Raw genomic sequence first — 21,915 nt, 5'->3', positions numbered from 1 at the left:
TACGAGGCCCCAAAATATCAATATATAAAGCTCTAAAGTGCTAACACATGAGGTTTCGAACTGCCAATACATGACGTTTCAAGATATGCGTACACGAGGTTTCAGATTATCAATACATGACCTTCCAAAGTATTCGCGCGTGATGCTACAAGGAGTCTGCACATGAGGCTTCAAGACGTTAACGTCTAGAGCTTCGAGTGTCAACTACTTAGAGCAGCGAAACCCATGATTGAATGCTGTGGTACAGCGCAGTTTCGTTGGCGATCAGTGAATCTTCGCGGCCTATGGTGAAGCAGGAGAGTGCTGCGATCACCAACGCAAATATGACCGCAACAAACACAACCCAACGTCCTAAGCGATACTTCTGGCACCAGATTGCAGCAACACAAATGGCAGCGATCATAAGCAGCCAACCAAAGTCAGCCATGTATCGCCAGGAGAACCCGCCAACAACCGTATCGAAGACGAGCAGTACAACTGCCAACGTTAGCGATCCATAAATTAAGCCAGAAAGTCCCGTTGCACGAATCTTACGATGCATAAATGGCGCCACAAATGCGAGCGTTGCCAGAGGCATGAAGCACAGCAATCCACCGATGCATGGCTCGGTATACGACCATGCAGGCAACGGTGTAGGAGAAAGTGCCAAGAATGGGAACTGCGATTCAAACCTCAGCGGCAGCAATAAGTAGTAGAAGATCGTTGGCAGAATATTCTGTGCAGGTGAACGGAACGTAGTCATATCTGCAACGGTCATTTGATAGGCATTGCCGAAGTCAAACAGAGATCCAAATCGGACGTAGTTATACATGAGTACCGGGATCGTAACGATCAGTGCGGGAACGAATACGGCAATCACAATGTGAGCGAGCAGGCGGCCGGACCCGGCAACATGACGGGCAACCCAGAGTGCGCGGAGCTGTGGCCAGAAGATGGCGATGCCGAGCAGGGCAGCCAAAGCGAATGTTGGGCGGCAGCCGAACGTGGCGGCAATGCAGAGTGCGCCGCCGGCAACGTGAGGTAGCGAAAGCGGCTGAGCGCCCTCAACTTTCCAGATACCGCGGCGAGGGAAGCGAGCGGCCTTAGACTGGGCTTGGACTTCAGCTTCGACTTTGGCTTTAGTATTGCCTTCAACTTCAGTCTCAGCCTCAGCCTTGGCTTGACCCTTATCTTGATTCTCGTCCTTCGTTGCACCCAGCCAAAGCCACATACCGAGCATGAGTAGGAATAAGCCACACGAAATCGGGATCGAATAGAAGTTGACGCGATACCAGAAGTAGAGTGCGTCGGAGCCGAGCATAAATGCAACCGTGAGCATCGTTGCGGCGGCCACAGTGATGTGAGGGCGCACTCGCTTGAGCAGGCGCATGGCGAACAGCACGGCGAACACGGTGTATAGCGTCATGAACACTGGCTCAGCTGCTGCAGCCGGCAACATCATGCCGCCTGGAATCCAGATTGACGTAATGAGCTGGAATGGCAGGAACAACAGAACTGCTGGAATAACGCCAAAGTAGGAATACCAGTGGCCGTTATAGAAGGCAAAATCCCAATAAATAGGATTCACGCCATCCTTAATCAGCTGTGTGCGCGTTGCGATATCGTGCGGGCTCGCACTCTGTGCCAATGCATCAGGCACAGGTAAGTCAAGCCAAGTACGACCATGCAGCAAGGCATCAGCAACATAACCATATTGATTGAAATCGAAAGTGTATTGATGTGGCGTGCTCAATGCTGGCGCTGTGCCAACCATAAGCGCATGTCGTACGCGCGCGACCGCATACCAAATAACGACGCCGAAAATAGCGAGCAAAGCAAGTCGCTGCCACCATGAATGCGTATTCAATTGCGTCCGCCACAGTGGCGAACCAGGAATCCACAGCACAATTAATGCCCAAATAATGAGCATCGTCAGAACGCGAGCCCAATCAAATGAGAACGGCACGGTAACGTTCGCACGTACATTTGTTAACCGCGTTTTACTACCCGCGGGCTCTTGAATCCAAACGCGAACCGTCGATGCATTGCACTGCGGCACCTTGACGTACATCGAATGCTGCGACAGCGGACTGACCGAAATATAAGACGACGTGCAACCGTTACCAAGCGGCTCAACGCGCAGATGCACAGTGCCATATGTGCCCGACCAATAATTCGCATCAGGCTTCAGCGATTCCACACGAAGATACTCACTCGAACCGTCCTGATGCACCTCAAAATATGACTTCCGAGCATCAGTCACCTTGACGGCGCCGTTCTTCATACGCTCGAGTCCCGAGCCCGTTGTAGTGATAGCGGTGTCAGAATCCGTGCTCGCACCAATAGTGCGCCAATACGGCAAATTGAAAACCACGATTTCGGCAAGCACTGCGAGTACAACACCCACGACCATGAGCCAAGCGGTTCGGTACCATGCGCGTGTGATGAGCGTTGTCGATTCGTGTGAAGTCATGGTAGTCATTATATGAAGGCAGTCGTCTAGTGCTGTTCGATTCGGCCTACAGACTTTGCGCAGTCTGAGATAGCGTTATGTAAGCCTTAGCGCCGTCTGCATGGCTTAACGTAGAAATTAACGCGGGACTTACCGAAGCACTTAACGTAGGACGTAACGTAGGAATAGTACTGCACGTTCACTGGTTGAATGAGTGACGTCGTCTATATAACTAGAGTGGGAAATATGGCAAAGAGCAGCATGAATAGGAACGAAACGACTCCGCAAGCACGTCAGGCAGCGCAGCAGTCGTCATCCTCGGCTGCGTCCAAAAAGTCTTCGGCAGCGATGCCAAGTATGCAAGCCCTGCTTGAAATGTACGGCAAGAATCACATTGTTAAGCTTTCTCCGTTCATCAAGAAACGTATGTTCCGTACGTTCCCGGGTGTGCCAGATAATTTGACGCTGGGTTGGGCTCAGCTTCCCAAGCAGCGTGGGTCTGCATTTACGCTTGGTATTTTTATTGATGATCGTCGAATGATACCGTTGGCACGAGCTGATGCTCGTGGTCGCGTATTCCTAGGTTATGACCCATATATGGATACGCACGATGTAGAGCCAGCGTTTGCATTCGTCAAAGATCATGATGGCCATATGCCAGATTCAGATCGCTTCAATAGTCATCTACCAAAGAAGCATCAGCTTAAGCATTTTGGTAAGCAGCACAATAACGATCAGCAGATTGATCTGCAGCAAGTAGAGCAACTTGGTCTGCATGTTCCAGAGCAGAACGCTGACTCGAATGACAGCAAGCACAATCAGCACAAGAAGAAGTCAGCGAAGCAACCGGTTTCTCGTGCTGTGGTTGTTGGCAATATGGTCGGCCGCGATAACGATGGTCGTATGATCTGGCTCGCTTCGTGGCTCAAGAGCTCGAATCGTTATTCGCTCGAGCAGGTGCGTACGCCATTGCCACAGTCAATGCGCACGAACCTTGAGTATCGCGATGCCATTGCTATTGCATTCTTCGCAACCTATATGGTGCCGCAAACGCTTGGTTTGCTGATTGGCTTCGGCTCGGGCAACATCTTCCGTCGTCTGGGTCGTGAAGCTCCACTGGGTGCAGCTCGTCGTTCGGTTGAAGACACGATGAATGCTAAGGCTAAGGGTCTGCGTGTTTCTGGTTTGGAACGCTTCTTCGCGGATCTGATGGAAGAAGCAGATGTGCTGGAACCAGTCAATGGTTTGGAAGCAGAGCATGGTGCAGAACCACTGAGTCTGGTGTCTTCGCCACTGTCAGATACGTATGCACTGTACTGGTCTAAGGGCTTGTCGTTTGATGCAGCTCTTTCGGCATTGCAGTTCGAAGGCGCTATTAATCGTTTCTCATTGGTCAGCTCATGGCTGGAACACAATGATGTTATGGGCTCGCAGCCAATCGAAGACACGGTTACTCGCGAACAAGCAGCAATGATCGATCAGGCTCTGATCCGCAACCCAGCATTGCTCGCATTGGGTGCTCCTTCTCGTTTGGGTCGTTTGAGCGCTATGCAGCATGCCTATGTAGATCTGCTTCGCGAAGATGGATTCCTTGCAATTAACGATCTGATTAAGCTCGCCAATCGCGTGACTTGCGAATATGCTCAGGCAGATTCGGGTAAGGCTGCGAAGGTGAAAGCGGCTCAGAAGGCACAGCAGAAATCAGAACTTAAGAATGCGGAACTCAAACGCACGGAGCTGAAGCATACAGACCTGCAGAACGCAGAGTCAGTTAACGCAGGTTCGGCTAACGCAGACAACGCAACTCAGCAGACGAGCGCGTCAAAGCTGGATATGAAGAAGCTGGGCGCAGCAGCGGGCAGTGAGTGGGTGTACCGTCGTGCGCTCGCAACTATGCAGCGTAAGTTGCGTCTGCCATTCCGCTTCGATACCGAATTCAGGGTCAACCTGAAGGAAGGTCGCGTTGGTGTAGCCGTAACGCAGGCCGGACCGGCGTTGATGCCGAAGAGTGAATACGATGCTAAGCGCGATGCATGGCGTACGCTCGACGACACTGAACGCGCCGAGCACAGTGTCGATTACAACTTGCGCGTTGCACTGATCTTGGCAGCGCTCGCATTTGGTGCTGACGAAACGATTGAAGAAGTCGATTTGCGTATCGACTCGATCGGTTTGGAAGAAGCTATTAGCGAGCAGAACACGGCCATTGAGGCCATGGTTTCGGACGCGTTGAATACGTTTGAGCGCATGCAGCAGACGCCAGACTCGAAGACGCCAAGCAAGCATGTTACGCCATCGGCACCGGAATCGAAGACGCATATCACCACGTCGTCGGAAGATCAGATGTCGAAAACCGATGATCTGCTCAACCAGAGCGACGTGGACTCCGAGTTCGAGCGCCTTATGCAGGGCGCTGATATTGACGAAGTGATGTTCAACGAGCAGTTCGCTGCGCAGAACAATGACAAGTCGTCGGAGCCAATGAACGCCATCGAGTCGCAAATCGAGCAGCTCATGGGTTCGTCGAATAGTGACGATCCAATGTCTGGTTTGCAGCGTCCACCTGCAATGCAGCCACTCGTCAGCGTCACGTTCACGCGTGAGCGCTTCCTGAAGCGTATGGCTGAGGTCGGTTTGGCTGATCCTCGTACAACGATGCGCATGTTCGATGCGAAGTTGGAAACGAAGCCTGGCGTTGGTTTTGTGCCAACGGTGCCACCGTTCTCATTGCAGGATGAGCGCTTCGGTCCAGATAGCGCACAGCAGCCACCAGAGGAGCATAACAAGCAACTCGACGCAGCTACGGCTGATGTGCTGGGCACCGCAGACACGTTCGGCTTGGCTATTAACCGTGAGGATCTGCTTGCGTTCGCTATGCAAACGTTCCAACAGATGTCGCAGGATGAAACGCTTGATGCGGCAACGCGTGCACAGCGTGCATCGGAGCTGATCAATCGTATTAACGATCCTGAGCTGTATACGATGGCATCGTCGATTGCTTCGGCATTAATCGATGGTCAGGATCTGCAAGGCATGTCAATGCATTGGACGAATGAGCTCAACGAGGCTCGTAACGCCACACGTGACATGTTGTTCTCTGGTCGTTTTGAAGAGGCCATTGAGCAGCAGGAGCAGATTATTGCTGATTTTGACAGGCGCTTCCATGGTCCAGTGCCTAGTACTGCCGATCTGCAGCATGATGCTGAGTCTGAGCATCCGCTGAACACCCTGCCAAACAACGAGTACGTGCCGCGTTACTTCAATTCGTATGCAGAACGCGTTGTGTACAACAAGCTGTATGCAACAGCAGGTGAGCGTTTGGTGCTCGTGCCAGATGCACTCGTGTATATGCACTTGGAGCAGGCGGAACTGCTGAGCCAGCTGGGTCGTACCGATGCTGCAATGCGTCATCTGAACCAAGTCGTTGCATATGCGCCTGCCTTTGCACAAGGTCATTTACGCCTTGCTATGCAGATGCGTCGCATGGAGGACTGGGGCTCGGTTAAGGCCGTGGCATTGAACGCCCTGCGTGTCAGCTTGGATCGTGATGCTGCTTCGGCTGCCTACCATCAGCTGGCCTATGCCGCTTGGATGCGTGATGAATTTGAGCTCGCCATCGGTTGCTATGTGCTGAGCACGGCTTTGCAGCCGGCAAATCCTTTGCGTGCAGAGGAGATGCGTGAACTCGTGGAACGTATGCAAGCACAGTGCATGCCAATGCCAACGTCGATTGTAGATGTGGCCCGTGTGCTGACAAAGGCTGGCGTACCAATGTGGCCAGGCGATGAAATCGCTAACATCGTTGGTCCTGCAGCACGTGCCACAGTTGATCATGGTATGTTCGTGCCGGGCCGCACATTGGCTGTTGCACACGCTCGCATTGCTGAGGCCCGTGGCCAGTTGCTACCAACAACAGAGCCAATTCAAATGCAGTTCATCCGTTCTTTAACGGTCTGAGCAATAATTCAATACTTCAGTTCCGCGTAGCGCGTTGTGTGAATGCAACGCGCTACGCTTATATGAGGCTTATGTGGGTAAATAACCCACGCATGGGTAAATGACCCGAGCAGCTTGGGAACGCAACAGCATTACAAGCATTGCTTCCCATAGCTTGTATGGAAGGTGAATAATGGCGCAGCAAGAGGCCAAGGAATTCAAACCCGGTAGCGATCAGTGGATAGCAGCACTGACGCGTTCCGATCAAGATGCCATGCTGCTTGAGCTCGTTGACGTTACGAAGCTCGGCCCAGAACGTGCACGCACCTTGTGGAACAAGGTCGCTTCTTGGGTTGAAGCCGATCAGGTTGCGTACTACATCAACTCGGATCCAATTTCTTCTGATGCCGCCTACGACGCTCGTCTGCGCTTCCTCGAAGCACTCGAGAAAACGTGGCCTGAGCTCGACGTGCCATCGTCGCCAACGCATCGTGTTGGCGGCTCGTTCACGAATGAATTCCCATCGGTTCCACAGCCTTCACAGATGCTGTCGCTTGACGATGTGTTTTCGATTCAAGAGCTGCGAGAATGGTATGACGGTGTGCGCAACGAATTGCAGTGGCCAGAAAACAAGCCACTGCCAATGACCTGCGAAGTCAAAATCGATGGTCTCGCACTGAACTTGATTTACCGCGACGGCGTGCTCTACCAAGGCCTGACTCGTGGTGACGGCAAAATCGGCGAAGATATTACGCTGAACGTCCGCACGATTCCAACGATTCCAGGTAACCTCGGCACGCAAGAGACGAACCGCTCCGACATCCCTCACATGGTCGAGATCCGCGGCGAAGTCTTTATGCGTTGGGATACGTTCCATGACCTCAACGAGCGTAATGAAGACGAGGGTCGCACGCCATTCGCAAATCCACGTAACGCTGCCGCCGGCTCGCTCCGTCAGAAGGATCCACGCATCACGGCACAGCGCCACCTGAGCTTCTACGCTCACGGCATCGGCATTCTCGATTGGGGAGAGGGCCACGCCGTGCCGCCTATTGATGAGGTGCGCGATCAGTCGCAGGCTTACGACCTCTACAAGCGTTGGGGCATCCCGGTTTCGCCACACAACCGCAAGGTCGGCACATTCGACGAGATTCTCGACATGATCGACTACTACGGCCAGCACCGCGACGACATTGAGCACCCACTCGATGGCATCGTTGTCAAAGTCGATGATCTGGCATTGCAGCGTCAGCTCGGCCAGACCTCGCGTGCTCCTCGCTGGGCCATTGCATACAAGTACCCACCAGAGGAAGTGCACACAAAGCTGCTCGACATTATCGTCGAAGTCGGTCGTACGGGCCGCGTGACACCTGCCGCCGTGCTCAAGCCTGTATATGTTGCCGGTTCTACGGTTTCAAGTACTACGCTGCACAACGGTTACGAGGTTAAGCGCAAGGGTATTTTGATCGGTGACACCGTTGTCGTACGCAAGGCTGGTGACGTTATTCCTGAGCTCGTTGGCCCAGTGCTTGAGGCGCGCAAGGGTCACGAAAGTGAGCTGCGCGAGTTCCATATGCCAACGCACTGCCCGTCATGCGGCGCGCTGCTTGAGTTCGATAACGAGGGTGATAAGGATCTGCGTTGCCCGAACCACGAGAGCTGCCCGGCTCAGCTGACTGAGCGCGTTATTAATTTGGGCTCACGTAAGGCTTTCGATATTGAACATTTGGGTGACCAATCTGCGGTTGCGTTGACCAATCCTGAAGATCAACGCCCGGCAACGGTTGACGTGTATGCGCCGCATCTGCAGGAAATCATTGTCCATCCAGGAGAAGAACCGGAACCGTACGAACCTGCTGAGGGCCTGACTCTGCCGGCAGTGCAGACTCCAGTTTTGACGAGCGAGGCTGGTCTGTTCTCACTGACGGCTCAGCAGTTACGTGACGTTCGAGTTTGGCGAGAGATTCCTATTATTGAAGTTCGCAAGCATACGGACGCGAACGGTAAAACGCGAAACGTGCGTAAGCGTCTCGGCGGCTCGGGCCTGTGGCGTCAGGTGAGTGCGTTCTGGACGAAGCCTAAGTGGGCGACAGCGAAGAAGAAGACTGATAATCCGGCACAGGCCTCGCTGCTGGAAGCTGAGCAGGATTACGCGGCTGAAGAGCAGAACGAACCGAATGCTCCTGCAGAAGCTGCGGATTATGAGCGTCGTTTCCCAGATTTTGTAGTGCCAGCGGATGCTGTGATTCTGGACGAGCGCACAAAGAAGAATCGTGATGGTTCGCAGTCGGTTCAGCCTGAATACGTGTGCCCTTCGGCAACAACGCGCAGCATGCTCGAGGAAATCGAGAAGGCTAAGCACGTTGATCTGGATCGTGTGATTGTGGCACTGTCAATTCGCCATGTTGGTCCTCCAACGGCTCGTCTGCTGGCTCAGCGTTTCAGCTCGCTGGATGCGTTGCAGCACGCAACGAAGGAAGAGCTCGAATCGGTGTCTGGCATTGGTTCGGAAGTGGCTCAGGCCATTGTCAATTGGTTCGCTGACTCTGAGGATCCAACGTCGTGGCATGGTTCGATTCTGGCGCAGTGGACGGCTGCAGGCCTCGAGGCGAAGGCTCCAGAGAGCTCGTCGCTGCCACAGACGCTTGAAGGTAAGACCGTGGTCGTTACGGGATCGCTGCAAGGATTCACGCGTGACTCGGCTAAGGAAGCCATCGTTAACCGTGGCGGTAAGGCTGCAGGTTCGGTTTCGAAGAAAACGGACTACGTCGTCGTTGGCGAAGCCGCTGGCTCGAAGGCGAAGAAGGCTGAGGCACTGGGCATTCCAATGCTCGACGAAGCACAGTTCGTGCGCTTGCTCGAAACGGGCGAGCCAGGAGCTGCTGCAGTAGAGTAGCTGTCGCTTGGCGATATGTGATTTATACGAGCAATTGGTGATACATACAGTTGTGGCTAGGCCGTTCGGCCTAGCCACATTGGTATTTATTAGGAATTATCGCTGCGTTGCAGTTCACAGCTGTGGTGGTTCGATGAGCTTTTCTGCAAGATCCTTAAATGCCTTGGCGAAGTCATCATCGCGAAGCTTGCCGTTTTCATCAAGAACGGCTGGACGACCCGTTTCGCCAACTTCGCGGATTTCTGGGTCGAGTGGCAGCTGCGTAAGCAGCGGTACATTGTAATGCAGTGCATGCGTCAGCTGATCAGCCACGCGCTGGCCACCACCATGGCCGAAGATCTCAAGCTTTTCGCCCTTATGCTCGAACCAGCTCATGTTCTCAACAACGCCGCGAACACGCATTGGCACCTGCAATGCCACGAGGCCAGAACGAGCAGCAATATCAGAAGCCGATGGCTGAGGCGTCGTAACAACAACGAGCTCAGCATTTGGCAGAGCCTGAGCCACAGAAATGGCCATGTCACCAGTGCCAGGAGCCAAGTCGAGCAGCAGCACATCAGGCGAACCCCACCATACATCAGCAAGGAACTGTTCAAGCGAACGCTGCAAACGTGGGCCACGCCACAAAATAGCCTTCTCGGAACCAGCAAAGTTGCCGATCGACATGAACTTCACGCCCCAAGCCGTTGCAGGCATAAGCATGCCATTCAAGTTCACTGGTTGTTCAGAAGTACCAAACAGCTTTGGCAGAGAGAAGCCATAAATATCAGCATCAATGGCTGCCGTGTCATAACCAAGAGCCGAGAACGTGGCTGCAAGATTGGCCGTTACACTGGACTTGCCAACGCCACCTTTACCTGAAGCAATAGCAAAAATACGCGTCGTATTGCCCGGCTTATTAAACGGATTCTCGTGACGCTCAGCCTTCAACTGTTCAACAAGCTTGGCGAGCTTTTCTTGGCTCATAGAGCCCACTTCAATATGAGGAATGAGCTTTGCTTCAGTGTATGAACCAACTGCAGCATTAATACGATCCGTAATAGTTTTTGACAGCGGGCAACCAGGAACGGTTAACTCAATCGAAATCGAAACATCATAAACATTCGTCGTATTCGAGTCTTCGCCCTCATGCGGAGTGACACGAACACCCGTGACCATGCCGATTTCGGTAATAGATTTACCAAGTTCTGGATCGATAACATGACCCAGACGATCGTAAATATCTTGTTCTATTGCGTTCACTCATTACTCCTCAACGAGGCTCAAAGATTCATCCGTGTTCATAGCATTACCCGACGTGATGCCTTGGTAATAATGCTTACGACACAGCGAAATATAGGTGCCAGTGCCACCGAAAACAATCTTGTCACCAGCACGAATAATGTTGCCCTGATTATCAATTCGTGCATTGAAGCAAGCTGCACGACCACACCAGCAAACGGTCTTAATATTCTCAATCTTGTCTGCAATCAGCAGCAGGCGAGTAGCACCTTCAAAACCTTCGCCTTGGAAATCAGTGCGCAGACCATAGCAAATGACGGAAACATCGTAATTGTCAACGATTGCAGCAAGCTCATCAATCTGTTGCGTCGTCAAGAACTGTGCTTCATCAACAATAACGACGTCAAAATCAACCTCATCACCCTGATGATGCTTCATCGACTCGAGGAAGTCCTCAACAAAAGCGCACTCAGCCTCCAGACCAATGCGTGAACGAATCGTGTGCTCACCATCGCGGCATTCCATGCGAGGCTTCAACATAACAGGCACCTTGCCGCGCTCAAGATAGTTGTATCGCACCATTAACGCATTTGCCGTTTTAGATGCACCAACCGCACCGAACTTGAAATAGAGCTTGGCCATGGGCCGCGATTCCTCTCTGTCGAAATTAGACCGAACGTCATTGTAGTGCACGGGGTACTGCGCGAAGTGTCCCAAATCACCCCCGTTTCATTCATTCGAGGGAATTGTGCCCAGTATTTCGCCCGAAACTTGAGATACAGCTGAGGGCGGTTTGACAGTTTCAGATCCGCTCGCTAGGGTTCGAGACATGAAGCTCTGACTTTTGCCAACAAACACATTCTTATTTCTGCATGACCACACGAGTCAATTCATGGCAAAGGAACTTCATATGTCGCAAATAACGCTTAACCATATCACCGCACAGTACGACGGTAATGCTGATGTCGTTTTTGAAGATTGTTCCGTAGTTTTTCCACAAGGTTGGACTGCTTTACTCGGCGATAATGGCATAGGAAAGACAACGCTCGCATCAATCGCAACAGGAGACCTCACGCCTGAGCAGGGCAATGTTTCCAATGCCAACTTACGCGCTGCATGGATTCAACAAGATGCCTCATGTGCACCAGCAAATATTGAAGACTTCGGCGCCGACTGGTCCTCTGCAACCATTCGCATGCGCGATACTTTAGGCATTGGCGATGATTGGCCATACCGATGGGAAACACTGTCAGGAGGCGAACGCAAGCGATTGCAAGTTGCCTGCGCACTAGCTCTAGAACCAGAAGTACTGGTAGCCGACGAGCCAACGAATCATCTTGACCAGCCAACGCGTGATGCCGTCATAGCAGCATTGCGTCAGTATCGCGGCATCGGCATTGTTATTACACACGATGTTGCAGTAATCAATGAGCTTGCACAGCGTAGCTATCTCTTGCATCGCATCCACACGAACGCGGGGAACAAGACGGCTGTTGACCTATTTGAGGGTACATGGGAAGTCATTCATCATGAACTCGAACAGCGCAACGCAACAGCAACAACACAACTCAAACTTGCCAAAGCGGAAACGCGACGCTTACATGCCGAACGGCAGAAGCGCATTGAGAAAACGAACCAAGCCGCAGCGGCCAGCATGCGCACGCCGGATCGCAAAGATCATGATGCTTGCAAACGTAAGAAATTCGCTAAAGGTGGGCTTGATGCGGGCGTGAGTCGCAATGTTGCGCGCCTCGAAGGCCGCATTAATCAAGCAGCACAGGCAACAACGGGCATAACAACAGAAGCAAAGCGGCGAACGGGAGCCGTACAATTCGACGTCGAGCCAAGTAGCAGGCGTGAACTGATGCATCTTGAACCAGGCATTATTGATTTCGCAACAGCACAGTGGAGCGCTGCAGATGGCCAAGTAACGCAGTATGCGGCGACGCTTGATGGCACAACGTTGAACCTTGATCGCAGTGGGGAAGCAGATACCGCGTTCGCGGCCGTAACTATTCCGAGAATAAGTGTCGGGCCTCGAGACCGTTTGATTATTACAGGACCAAACGGCGCGGGCAAGTCAACGCTATTGAAAGCGCTGGTAACCACATTGGACCAGTCGATTCCAACGCTCGTCGTGACGCAGCATACGGCGGATGCACATGCTCTGTTGCAGCAACTTGACGAGCTTAATGCGGAACAACGTCAGCAGGCGATTGGATATTTCGTGGCGCAAAACGGTAAGGCCCAGGCGTTACTTGATGAGTCGGCGCTGTCCCCGGGTGAGTGCCGCAAATTGCAGTTGGCTCTTGGACTAGTAGCGGGGCCTCAACTACTGATTTTGGATGAGCCGACGAACCATCTGGATTTGTCCTCGAAACAGGCCATGGTCACGATGTTGCAAGCGTATCCATGTGCAATGGTGTTGGTCACGCACGATCAGCTGTTGCTTGATGCATTTACTGAAGAATAGAGCTGTATAAAGAACATGCAGATTGCCTACTGTGCTGCGGAAGACAATCTGCATGTGATTCAAGGAAATAATTATGAGAACGATCCTGGGTACGTGGACCGCTTGACTCTCACTCTAACCAGATGCGATGGGATAGTTCGTGCATAACGAGGTTTTGGCACAAGCCTCATACGTGCTGTTTGCTTACACGTAACTTTGTTTCAATAGGTGCCTAAAAAGAGAAGCTCTTACCATTTCAATACTGCGATATGGTGATGCTAATTATTCCAGAATCCATGTGAATAATGCATTGAGCAGGCATTGCCAAATACAATGATGGGCATGGCTAATAGAATATGTTGGGCATGTGGTGCTCACGCTCACATGTCATTGGTAAGTTCGCCTCAATATTCAGAAAATTCATGGACCAGCAATTATCCGTCGGGGATATGGTCTGGTCTGTTTCAATGCGATTCTTGTAAGAAATGCTCCATAGGAAGTATCCATAATTCGAAACTTAATGATCCTAAAGATGTGGCAGACCTGATGAATACTAACGATGTGACAATGTTATGGCATCCGCAAAGCGCCATATGGAAAGAATTCGCTGATGTTCCTGACCCAATTGCAAAAGCAGCAAGTGAAGCAAATGCTTGTTTGTCTATTGGTGCATACCGGGCTGCCATTCTTATGGCACGTACTGTTATTGAAGCCACTGCGACAGATAAAGGAATTGGCCGAGGTACCCTCGTCCACAAAATTGATGAATTAGAATCTCGCGGCATTCTGAGTGATCAAATTAAACAAGAAGCGCACGAGATTAGGTATCTCGGCAATGACGTAGCACATGGTGGCTTTTCTGAGCCGGTTTCAGAGGAAGAGGCCACCGATATTCTCGGATTCTTAGATACATTTTTGGACTATGTTTATCAGATGCCATTAGCTATTCAAAGGCGTAAGGAAAGTCGAAAACAAAGGCGTGAATCGGCGCAAAATATCTAGAATAGTGTTTCCTGGCCGATGAATATGGCCCACGAATATATGCTTTAAAACCGACAATGGTGCCGGTTTATTATTGCTCAAGTCACAGCGTTCATCGTTCAATGCGCATAAATACAGAAAGCCCTTGGAATTATGCGTAACCTTCTCATAATTCCAAGGGCTATCTATAACAATCGCTACTTCACGTAGTTGCATTCACTACGCAGTGCGAACTCCAAATCAAATGTGGAAGTAAAGTTCATACTCGAGTGGCGTTGGCTGCAGACGAGCCAGATCAATCTCACCGCGCTTCAGGTCAATCCACGTCTCAATGAGATCCTCGGTGAACACGTCGCCTGCGGTCAGGAAGTCGTGATCTTCTTCAAGAGCATCCAGAGCTTCACCCAGCGAGTTTGGAACCTGCTTGATGCCTGCGTGCTCTTCTGGTGGCAGCTCGTAGAGATCCTTATCCACAGGAGCTGGAGGCTCGATGTGGTTGAGGATGCCGTCGAGACCAGCCATGAGCTGAGCCGAGAAGGCGAGGAATGGGTTGCAGGATGGATCTGGTGCACGGAACTCGATGCGCTTTGCAGCTGGCGAGGAACCTGCCAGAGGAATACGAATAGCAGCCGAACGGTTACGAGCCGAGTACACGAGGTTGACTGGAGCTTCGTAGCCTGGAACCAGACGGTGGTAGGAGTTCAGCGATGGGTTCGTGAAGGCAAGCACCGAAGAGGAGTGCTTGATCAGACCGCCGATGTACCAACGAGCCATGTCGGACAGACCGCCGTAGTTCTTCTCATCGTAGAACAGTGGCTTGCCGTCCTTCCACAGCGACTGGTGGCAGTGCATGCCCGTGCCGTTATCGCCAGCGAGTGGCTTTGGCATGAACGTTGCAGCCTTACCTGCGCGAGCTGCGACCTCGTGAACCACATACTTGTACTTCATCAGATCGTCGCCTGCGTGCTGCAGCGAGTTGTAACGGTAGTTGATTTCCTGCTGGCCTGCAGCGCCGACCTCGTGGTGGGAACGCTCAAGGATCAGACCGACCTGCTGCAGCGTTGCAACCATGTCGTCACGCAGATCCTGCGTGTGATCAACAGGTGGAACAGGGAAGTAGCCGCGCTTCACGCGGTTCTTGAAACCAATGTTTGGCGTGCCGTCTTCTTCTTCGTCAACGCCGGAGTTCCATGGAGCCTCAATCGAATCGATCTCGTAGAACGAACGTTCCATCGTGTTATCGAAACGAACCTTATCGAACAGGAAGAACTCTGCCTCAGGTGCGAACGAAGCCGTATCAGCCAAGCCCGTAGCCTTCAGGTAAGCCTCAGCCTTTGCAGCCACCTGGCGAGGATCGCGGGAGTATGGCTCGTCGGTCAGAGGATCAACAATCGAGAAAGCAACATTGAGCGTCTTGTGCTTACGGAATGGATCGATGTAAGCGGTCTCAATGTCTGGCACGAGCTTCATATCAGATTCGTTGATGGCCTGGAAGCCTTCAATAGAAGAACCATCAAATGGCATGCCCTCGTCAAATGCGTCCTTGAGGAACTCGCTGGCCGGGACGGTGAAGTGCTGCTGCACACCAATCAAATCAGTGAATCGGACAGAAACGTATTCGATGCCTTCCTGATTAATCAGTGCCTCAGCATCCGCCTTGGTCTTGAGTGTGGTCACGAGACCGCTCCTTTCAAAAAACTTTGTAACGTCTCTCAGCTTAGGAGCCAGAGTTTCACTTCCTCGCCGTTTACGTTACGACCATGTTTCATACAACGGTGAATTTGGTCTAAATGCCCATTACTGTAGGCAAATCTCGTTCATCTGTACTTGGTTGTGATTATAGGAGGAAGTCCGTAATACGAACCGCCCGTCTCCGTAATAGTGGGAGACGGGCGGTTTAGTAAATAAGCTCTGGGTAAATCAAGCGTTGAACTCGCAGTCAAATTGCCGATTTACTCAATGCGATGATCAAATCGATCAGCGGCCGCGCATGGCCTTACGGCTAATCTTGCCTGGGTGCATTGGGTCAACACCCTTTGGAATGCCATAGCCCTTCTTGCGCTGCAGCGTCGAGAGACGCTCGTTCAGTGTCAGCAGCTGATCCTTGGTCATCATGAAACGACGCTTCGAATGCATCTTCTTAGCCAGTGCATTCTTGTGCTCGGTTGGCATGTACGTCTTCTGCTTGACGATCGTACGGCGCAGGTTCTTCAGACTGACCTGCTTAGGACCGTTACCAACAGCAATGCGGTACACAGGAATACGCGAACCTGCAGTCACACCCTTAACCGTCTTCTCCTGACGATCCATTGCGCGCATAACCTGGCCGTAGTCACCCTCACCAACGAGGTAGATGCCTGCGTAACCAGTGCCGCGCCACACAGCAGCCTGCGTGCGTGGATCCACCCACACTGGCTCCTGAGGGAAGGTGTAACCAGCCTTCTGCATGTTGCTCAGCACGCTCACTGCTGCACCTGGCTTGCCATCAAGCTGCTTATAACCAACAACATCAGCACGACGCGTCAACACAATCGTGAACAGCAGGAAGCCGACCATCACACCGATCAGGACGGTTGCGATCCAGCCCAGCCATCCCCAGTGCAGCACAATTGCCAGCACAACGAACACAATCACAGGCAGTGCAAAAGCTACAGCCAGCAGATAAGGCAATGCTTTATCTTCGCGGTGCGTAAATTTATAGATCTGCGCGATCTGTTTGAACATGCCGTTCTTCTTGGGTTTCTTTCCCTTTTCCGGCTTACGTTCCGCCATGTGGAACCTTTCTAACTCGTCTGGTAAAGCACCGCTTAAGAAGGATCTCTGTTGATCCGACTTCGCAAGGCATTACTACTGTAACGCGCCCATGCGAAGACGTTCTACTGTGAACAGCAACCATTGCAACGATGCAGCGTTGGTTTCTCTCTTCTCAAGCGTCATTGCTGCTTTCTAGCTTACAACGACTTTACAGTGTATTGAACGGCCGCCCGTCGGCCTTGAGCAACGCTTCACCAAACATCTCCGAGAACGTTGGATGAGGCTCAATAAGACGAGCCGCATCACTTAGTGGCGTATGAGCTCCCAGAACATGTTCTGCTTGGCCAATAAGTTCGCTCGCCATTGGTGCCACAATATGAACGCCAAGCACCTCACGCTGATCAGGATGACCAGGCCTGCAACCAGTAACAACAGCCATCGAACCATTGGCTCGTTCCATAACCATGCGTGCATTGCCCATAACTGGGTAGAGTGTTTCGGTCACATCAGTGCAGCCATCAATAGTCTGTGCTTCTTGTACCGTGCGACCAACAGAAGCAAATTCAGGTGTCGTAAAAATAACCGAAGGAATTGTGCGCTCATCAACTGGCTTTGGATTTAATCCAGCAATAGCCTCAGCAATCGTAATGCCTTGTTCAAATGCGCGATGTGCCAAACCATGACCCGGCGTAATGTCGCCAACTGCCCACACATGAGGCATGCTTGTCTGACCGAGATCATCGGTCACAATCAAACCAGCATCAGTAATATCAATATCCAAATCTTGCATCCATGGCATGTCAGTATTTGGATCACGACCAATAGCAACGAGCAGCACATCAGCATCAATGCCGTAGGTCTCGTTGTCAAGCGACGACGTATAAGTCACATGAACGCCTTCACCGGATTCACCTGGCGTAGTTTCTGTAACCTGCGAATGAGCAACGATCTTAATACCGCGGCGCTTTAACTCACGAGTTAGCACCACTGCAGAACGATGGTGTGCATGCGAAAGTGGCGTATCGTGACGGACAAGCAGTGTTACTTCAGCGCCCATAGAACGCCACATCGAAGCGAATTCCAAAGCAACTGAACCTGCGCCCACAATTGCAGCGCGCTTTGGCAGATGTTCCAATCCAAGAGCAGCAGTGGAATCAAGAACAGCACCACCAAATGGCACATTAGGCAGTGGGCGAGGGCGACCACCTGTTGCCAGCACCGTATCGGTTGCTTGAATCGTTACTTGCGTACCGGCATCGTGCAAAGCATCAAGGCTCTGACCCACACGTACTTGAGTTGCATCAGGTGCAGGTGTTACGAGAATCGTGCCATCGGATTGCAAAGCAGCCTGACCATGCACCATCTGAATATGACGAGCAGCAAGCAACTCAGCCAAACCAGAGGTCATAGTCGTAACAGTCTGCTCACGGTATTGCGCAAGCTTCGCTTCATCAACACTTGGCGCAGTAACCTGAATACCCATAGTGGCTGCATGGTTCATCGCATCCATGGTGTGCGCTGCAGAAATTAAGGCCTTAGAAGGAATGCATCCTCGCAACAAGCATGTACCACCAACATGAGCATCACGCTCAATAAGCGTTACCGATTTACCCAGTTCCGCCGCACGTAACGCAGTTGCATAACCGCCAGGGCCGGCGCCAATAATCGCCACATCTGTTTGCAAAGTCGAATTCATAACCACTCCTTCACGCCATCATTGTTCAGTTCAAGGTCGTTATTACTTCAATCAAGACTTGTATTGCCCCAAGCCTATCGGCCGATATAGGGGTTACGCGCAAGAAAACCTCAAAGAAACCTGAGAATCAATGTGTTGTTGAGCAATATTCCACGCAATTTTTGCAATTCGCTTATGTGGGGGGGGGGAGAATCAACTGGCTTATGTGCGTGAGAAGTAACTGGCTTATGTGTGGGAGAGCATCAAAGGGTAGGGAAATAAAAAATCCCGCAAGTGGGTACTTGCGGGATGAAGACTGGTTATTTAATAGGCCTTACTTGATGATGCCGTTTTCAGCGTATTCGCTGCGCTTTGCATACCTTGGCTTTGGAAGGCGCCAGCGACGCATCTGGATTGCGCGGCTCCATGCGTACGAAGCGGAGCGCATGCCCTTAGCAACAGCCTGCTCGCCGTACTTGGCGATGAGCTTCTTCTTCAGGCGCTTCCACATCACGGCTACGTCAATAACAATGGCGATCAGGTACACGTACATCAGACCCATAAGTACAATCGAAACAACGCCGTTTGGCCAGATTGCCGTGAACAGCACGGACAGCAGCAGAATGGCGATGGCAACAGGAATGAAGTACTCGCCAATGTTGAAACGAGCGTCAACATAGTCGCGAATGTACACGCGCCATGGCAGGCGCTCGGACTTTGGCATGTTGTTAATATCGCCCGTGCGCATTGCCTCATACTCACGGTTTTCACGTGCGCGCATGCGTTCCTTTGCACGCTTACGCTGTTCCTTCGTGTTTTCAGGCACGAGTGGACGAAGTCCCTGTGCTTGCGCAACCTTGCGCTTTGGTGTTGGACGACCCTTGCCCTGCGTGGTGTTTGGGGTCGAGTTCGACGCGTTCTTAGCGTCGGAAGTTTGTTCCTCAGAATTCTTTGCTGCCATGAGGCATTAGCGTACGAGAACGGTAAGACGCTTTCCGCTGAGCAGTACGCTTTTCGTCAGTTCTGCGGTATTCCTACAATGATTGCCAGCGTAGTTTTTTGTTTATGTGCGGTAGAGCAAACCTGTATTGCCTGCCATATGAGTAAAAAACTTGAGAGAAACGACTTCACCTATGAAGTACTTCAACTGACATCGATGAAAGGTGGGAAATCAACATGGCTCAGTTTGATGAAGCCCGCATTCGTGAGAATGTAGCCGAGCACTGGAACGAACTTGTTGAACTGCTCAACCAGAAGATTGCACTCAAATCTATTTCTGCTCAGGGCATTGCCGGCGAACAGATGAAGCGTTCGGCAGATTTCGTGGCCGAGCAATTCCAAAAGCTTGGTGTCGATGCCAAGGTGGAGCAGGCTGTAACGGAAGACGGCAAGCCGGGCGCATGGGAAGTTATCGGCTCGCTTGTTGTGGACGAGAACGCACCAACCGTGCTGCTCTACGCACATCACGACGTGCAGCCAGTTCCTGGTCCAGAAGGTTGGACGAGCGAACCATTCGTCGGCACGGTGCAGGGCGACAGGCTCTACGGCCGTGGCTCGTGCGATGACGGCGGCGGCATCATTATGCACGTCGGCGCACTGCAGGCACTCGGCAAGGAACTCAACGTCAACATCAAGCTCTTTATTGAGGGTGAAGAGGAGATGGGCTCGCCAAGCTTCATCCCATTCATTGAGGCACACCGTGACGAGTTTGAAGCTGACGTCATCATCGTGGCTGACTCGGGTAACTGGGCTCCAGAAATTCCATCGCTGACGACGAGCCTGCGCGGTAATGCAACCTGCGATGTGCACGTGCGCGTGCTCAAGCACCCAGTGCACTCCGGTCAGTACGGTGGCCCAATTCTCGACGCCGTCACGCTGGCCAGCATGTCGATCGCATCGCTTTACAACGAGAACGGCGAGCTTAAGGTGCCTGGGATTGCTTCGCAGGAGCCAGTTGGCGGTCTGCAGCAGGACGTGACCGAGGAATCGGTGCGCAAGGACGCTGGCATTGTTGATTCGTACAAGCTCGCTGGTACGGGTTCGCTGGCTTCCCGCCTGTGGACGAAGCCAAGCGCTACGGTCATCGGCTTCGATGCCCACCCAGTTGAGGGTTCGTTCAACGTGATCGCACCAGAAGCAACGTACCGCCTCAGCGTGCGTACGGCTCCTGAGCAGGATCCAAACGAAGTTAACGCAGCTCTGAAGGCATACCTTGAGTCCAACGCTCCATTCGGCGCTGAGGTTGAGGTGACGCCACTCGAAGCAGGTCGCGGTTGGGCTATGGATCCAACGGCAACGGCTACGAAGGATGCTCTTGAAGCAATGCGCGAGGCATTCGACGTGGATCCAGTCAACATGGGTCAGGGCGGTTCGATTCCATTCATTCCTGAACTGCAGCGTCTGTTCCCTAAGGCACAGGTGCTCGTCACGGGTCCTGAAGATCCTCAGTCGAACGCTCACAGCCCTAACGAGTCGGTCAGCCTGCCAGGTCTGCAGAAGAACGTCGTTGCTGAAGCTTTGCTGCTCGCTAAGCTCGGCGCTGATGACGCTCGCTGATGACGCTTGCTGATCGTCGTTCAGTTTGGCTAGCTGAATAATTTTTGATCAAAAAGGTGCTGTTTTGTTCATTTGATGAACACAGCACCTTTTTTCATCCCGACGTACCTTTAGGATGTGTGGCTGACACGGGAGCCTGACTTCAAGAGTCGTAAAGGCTGAGAGGGGAGCAAGTCTCCGACCGATTGAACGTGAATCCGGATAATGCCGGCGCACGGACGTCGCTCATTCCCGTGCCTTGTATCCCATTCATTACGGGGTTCATACGGCACGTTTCTGCCGGCTGAGCCTCGCTACGGAAAGAGGCACTATGGCCACGCACAACACCACTTCTTCTGCAACTCCTATTTCGTCCGCTCCTCAAAAACTGCGCTTGCGTTGGCGCGTTGTGGACATTGCCGTTGCTTCAGTTATTGGTGTCGCATCCGCTTTGATTTATTGGGTTGCTGCAATCGCAACTTATGCGCCATGGGGCGTGCTCGAAGCTATTCTTCCTGGTCTCGCTGGAATCGTGAATGGCTTGTGGCTGTTCGCAGGACCATTAGCTGCAGTTATTATTCGCAAGCCTGGCGCTGCTTTGTATGCCGAAGTTGTTGCTGGTGTGCTGGAAGCACTGCTGGGTAACCAGTGGGGTGGCATTGGCACGCTGATTATTGCATTGGCTCAAGGCGCTGGTGCAGAACTCGCTTTTGCTTGCTTCAAGTATCGCAAGTGGAATCTGCCAACCATGCTGCTCTCGGGCGCATTGGCTGGTGTCGGTTCTTGGGCATACTCGTTCCTGACCAATTTGCAGGCCGTTGATGTGGCTAGCAGTTACGGCATTGTGTATCTCGTAACTTCAGTTATTTCGGGCATGCTGATTGCAGGCGTTGCAATGTGGTATCTGTTCACTGCAATCGCACGTACTGGTGCACTTGATCAGTTCAGCTCGGGTCGTGAACAGCGCGCTAAGGCTTTGAAGCGCATCAACAATAAGTAATGAATTCTGCAACCAACCAACTTGCTCATACTCC

13 protein-coding genes are annotated in these 21,915 nt (G+C 52.1%); 6 read left to right on the top strand and 7 right to left on the bottom strand.

Annotated features, from left to right (window positions below; genetic code table 11):
- Positions 1 to 208 precede the first annotated feature (208 nt).
- Positions 209 to 2,452, bottom strand: a complete 2,244-nt coding sequence (locus D2E26_RS03740; RefSeq protein WP_125963298.1) for a glycosyltransferase — start codon at positions 2,450 to 2,452, stop codon at positions 209 to 211.
- 240 nt (positions 2,453 to 2,692) lie between these two features.
- Here D2E26_RS03740 and D2E26_RS03735 point away from each other — a divergent pair, with 240 nt between their 5' ends.
- Both D2E26_RS03735 and ligA read left to right on the top strand, forming a co-directional pair.
- Positions 2,693 to 6,388, top strand: a complete 3,696-nt coding sequence (locus D2E26_RS03735; RefSeq protein WP_125963297.1) for a tetratricopeptide repeat protein — start codon at positions 2,693 to 2,695, stop codon at positions 6,386 to 6,388.
- 172 nt (positions 6,389 to 6,560) lie between these two features.
- Positions 6,561 to 9,263, top strand: coding sequence for an NAD-dependent DNA ligase LigA (ligA, locus tag D2E26_RS03730; protein WP_125963296.1), 2,703 nt, complete (start codon positions 6,561 to 6,563; stop codon positions 9,261 to 9,263).
- Between the two features lie 114 nt (positions 9,264 to 9,377).
- On the opposite strand, the gene D2E26_RS03725 is transcribed toward ligA, so the two are convergent.
- Complete coding sequence (locus D2E26_RS03725) at positions 9,378 to 10,505, bottom strand: Mrp/NBP35 family ATP-binding protein (protein WP_125963295.1); 1,128 nt, start codon at positions 10,503 to 10,505, stop codon at positions 9,378 to 9,380.
- Between the two features lie 3 nt (positions 10,506 to 10,508).
- Positions 10,509 to 11,126 (bottom strand): thymidine kinase, encoded by a 618-nt coding sequence (locus tag D2E26_RS03720; RefSeq protein ID WP_125963294.1) that lies wholly within the window; start codon positions 11,124 to 11,126, stop codon positions 10,509 to 10,511.
- 250 nt (positions 11,127 to 11,376) lie between these two features.
- Here D2E26_RS03720 and D2E26_RS03715 point away from each other — a divergent pair, with 250 nt between their 5' ends.
- A complete protein-coding gene (locus D2E26_RS03715) occupies positions 11,377 to 12,957 on the top strand; it encodes an ATP-binding cassette domain-containing protein (protein ID WP_125963293.1) in 1,581 nt (526 codons plus the stop codon).
- Between the two features lie 321 nt (positions 12,958 to 13,278).
- Positions 13,279 to 13,938: a DUF4145 domain-containing protein gene (locus tag D2E26_RS03710; protein ID WP_164515847.1), complete on the top strand. Its 660-nt coding sequence runs from the start codon at positions 13,279 to 13,281 to the stop codon at positions 13,936 to 13,938.
- Between the two features lie 219 nt (positions 13,939 to 14,157).
- Here the strand turns inward: D2E26_RS03710 and glnA are convergent, their stop codons facing one another.
- The 4 genes from glnA to D2E26_RS03690 form a co-directional block, all read right to left on the bottom strand.
- Positions 14,158 to 15,594 (bottom strand): type I glutamate--ammonia ligase, encoded by a 1,437-nt coding sequence (gene glnA, locus D2E26_RS03705; RefSeq protein ID WP_125963291.1) that lies wholly within the window; start codon positions 15,592 to 15,594, stop codon positions 14,158 to 14,160.
- A 300-nt stretch (positions 15,595 to 15,894) separates the two neighbouring features.
- A complete protein-coding gene (locus D2E26_RS03700) occupies positions 15,895 to 16,689 on the bottom strand; it encodes a DUF4191 domain-containing protein (RefSeq protein WP_125963290.1) in 795 nt (264 codons plus the stop codon).
- A 190-nt stretch (positions 16,690 to 16,879) separates the two neighbouring features.
- Complete coding sequence (locus D2E26_RS03695; protein ID WP_125963289.1) at positions 16,880 to 18,367, bottom strand: FAD-dependent oxidoreductase; 1,488 nt, start codon at positions 18,365 to 18,367, stop codon at positions 16,880 to 16,882.
- Between the two features lie 313 nt (positions 18,368 to 18,680).
- The gene (locus D2E26_RS03690; RefSeq protein WP_125963288.1) at positions 18,681 to 19,307 is read right to left on the bottom strand and encodes a DUF3043 domain-containing protein; all 627 of its coding nucleotides are present in this window, start codon (positions 19,305 to 19,307) and stop codon (positions 18,681 to 18,683) included.
- Positions 19,308 to 19,522: 215 nt separating this feature from the next.
- Here D2E26_RS03690 and D2E26_RS03685 point away from each other — a divergent pair, with 215 nt between their 5' ends.
- Positions 19,523 to 20,902 (top strand): dipeptidase, encoded by a 1,380-nt coding sequence (locus tag D2E26_RS03685; RefSeq protein WP_125963287.1) that lies wholly within the window; start codon positions 19,523 to 19,525, stop codon positions 20,900 to 20,902.
- A 346-nt stretch (positions 20,903 to 21,248) separates the two neighbouring features.
- The gene (locus tag D2E26_RS03680; RefSeq protein WP_420897202.1) at positions 21,249 to 21,881 is read left to right on the top strand and encodes an ECF transporter S component; all 633 of its coding nucleotides are present in this window, start codon (positions 21,249 to 21,251) and stop codon (positions 21,879 to 21,881) included.
- The last annotated feature ends 34 nt before the right edge of the window (positions 21,882 to 21,915 follow it).

The organism is Bifidobacterium dolichotidis, assembly GCF_003951975.1.
GTDB lineage: Bacteria > Actinomycetota > Actinomycetes > Actinomycetales > Bifidobacteriaceae > Bifidobacterium > Bifidobacterium dolichotidis.
Note: the sequence above shows the minus strand (reverse complement) of the source record. Positions and strands in the feature narration are given on the sequence as shown.

Bases quoted from the DNA above. Each gene is read 5' to 3' on its own strand.
- D2E26_RS03740 (WP_125963298.1), bottom strand. From the start codon at position 2,452: ATGACTTCACACGAATCGACAACGCTCATCACACGCGCATGGTACCGA.
- D2E26_RS03735 (WP_125963297.1), top strand. From the start codon at position 2,693: ATGAATAGGAACGAAACGACTCCGCAAGCACGTCAGGCAGCGCAGCAG.
- ligA (WP_125963296.1), top strand. From the start codon at position 6,561: ATGGCGCAGCAAGAGGCCAAGGAATTCAAACCCGGTAGCGATCAGTGG.
- D2E26_RS03720 (WP_125963294.1), bottom strand. From the start codon at position 11,126: ATGGCCAAGCTCTATTTCAAGTTCGGTGCGGTTGGTGCATCTAAAACG.
- D2E26_RS03715 (WP_125963293.1), top strand. From the start codon at position 11,377: ATGGCAAAGGAACTTCATATGTCGCAAATAACGCTTAACCATATCACC.
- D2E26_RS03710 (WP_164515847.1), top strand. From the start codon at position 13,279: ATGGCTAATAGAATATGTTGGGCATGTGGTGCTCACGCTCACATGTCA.
- D2E26_RS03700 (WP_125963290.1), bottom strand. From the start codon at position 16,689: ATGGCGGAACGTAAGCCGGAAAAGGGAAAGAAACCCAAGAAGAACGGC.
- D2E26_RS03695 (WP_125963289.1), bottom strand. From the start codon at position 18,367: ATGAATTCGACTTTGCAAACAGATGTGGCGATTATTGGCGCCGGCCCT.
- D2E26_RS03690 (WP_125963288.1), bottom strand. From the start codon at position 19,307: ATGGCAGCAAAGAATTCTGAGGAACAAACTTCCGACGCTAAGAACGCG.
- D2E26_RS03685 (WP_125963287.1), top strand. From the start codon at position 19,523: ATGGCTCAGTTTGATGAAGCCCGCATTCGTGAGAATGTAGCCGAGCAC.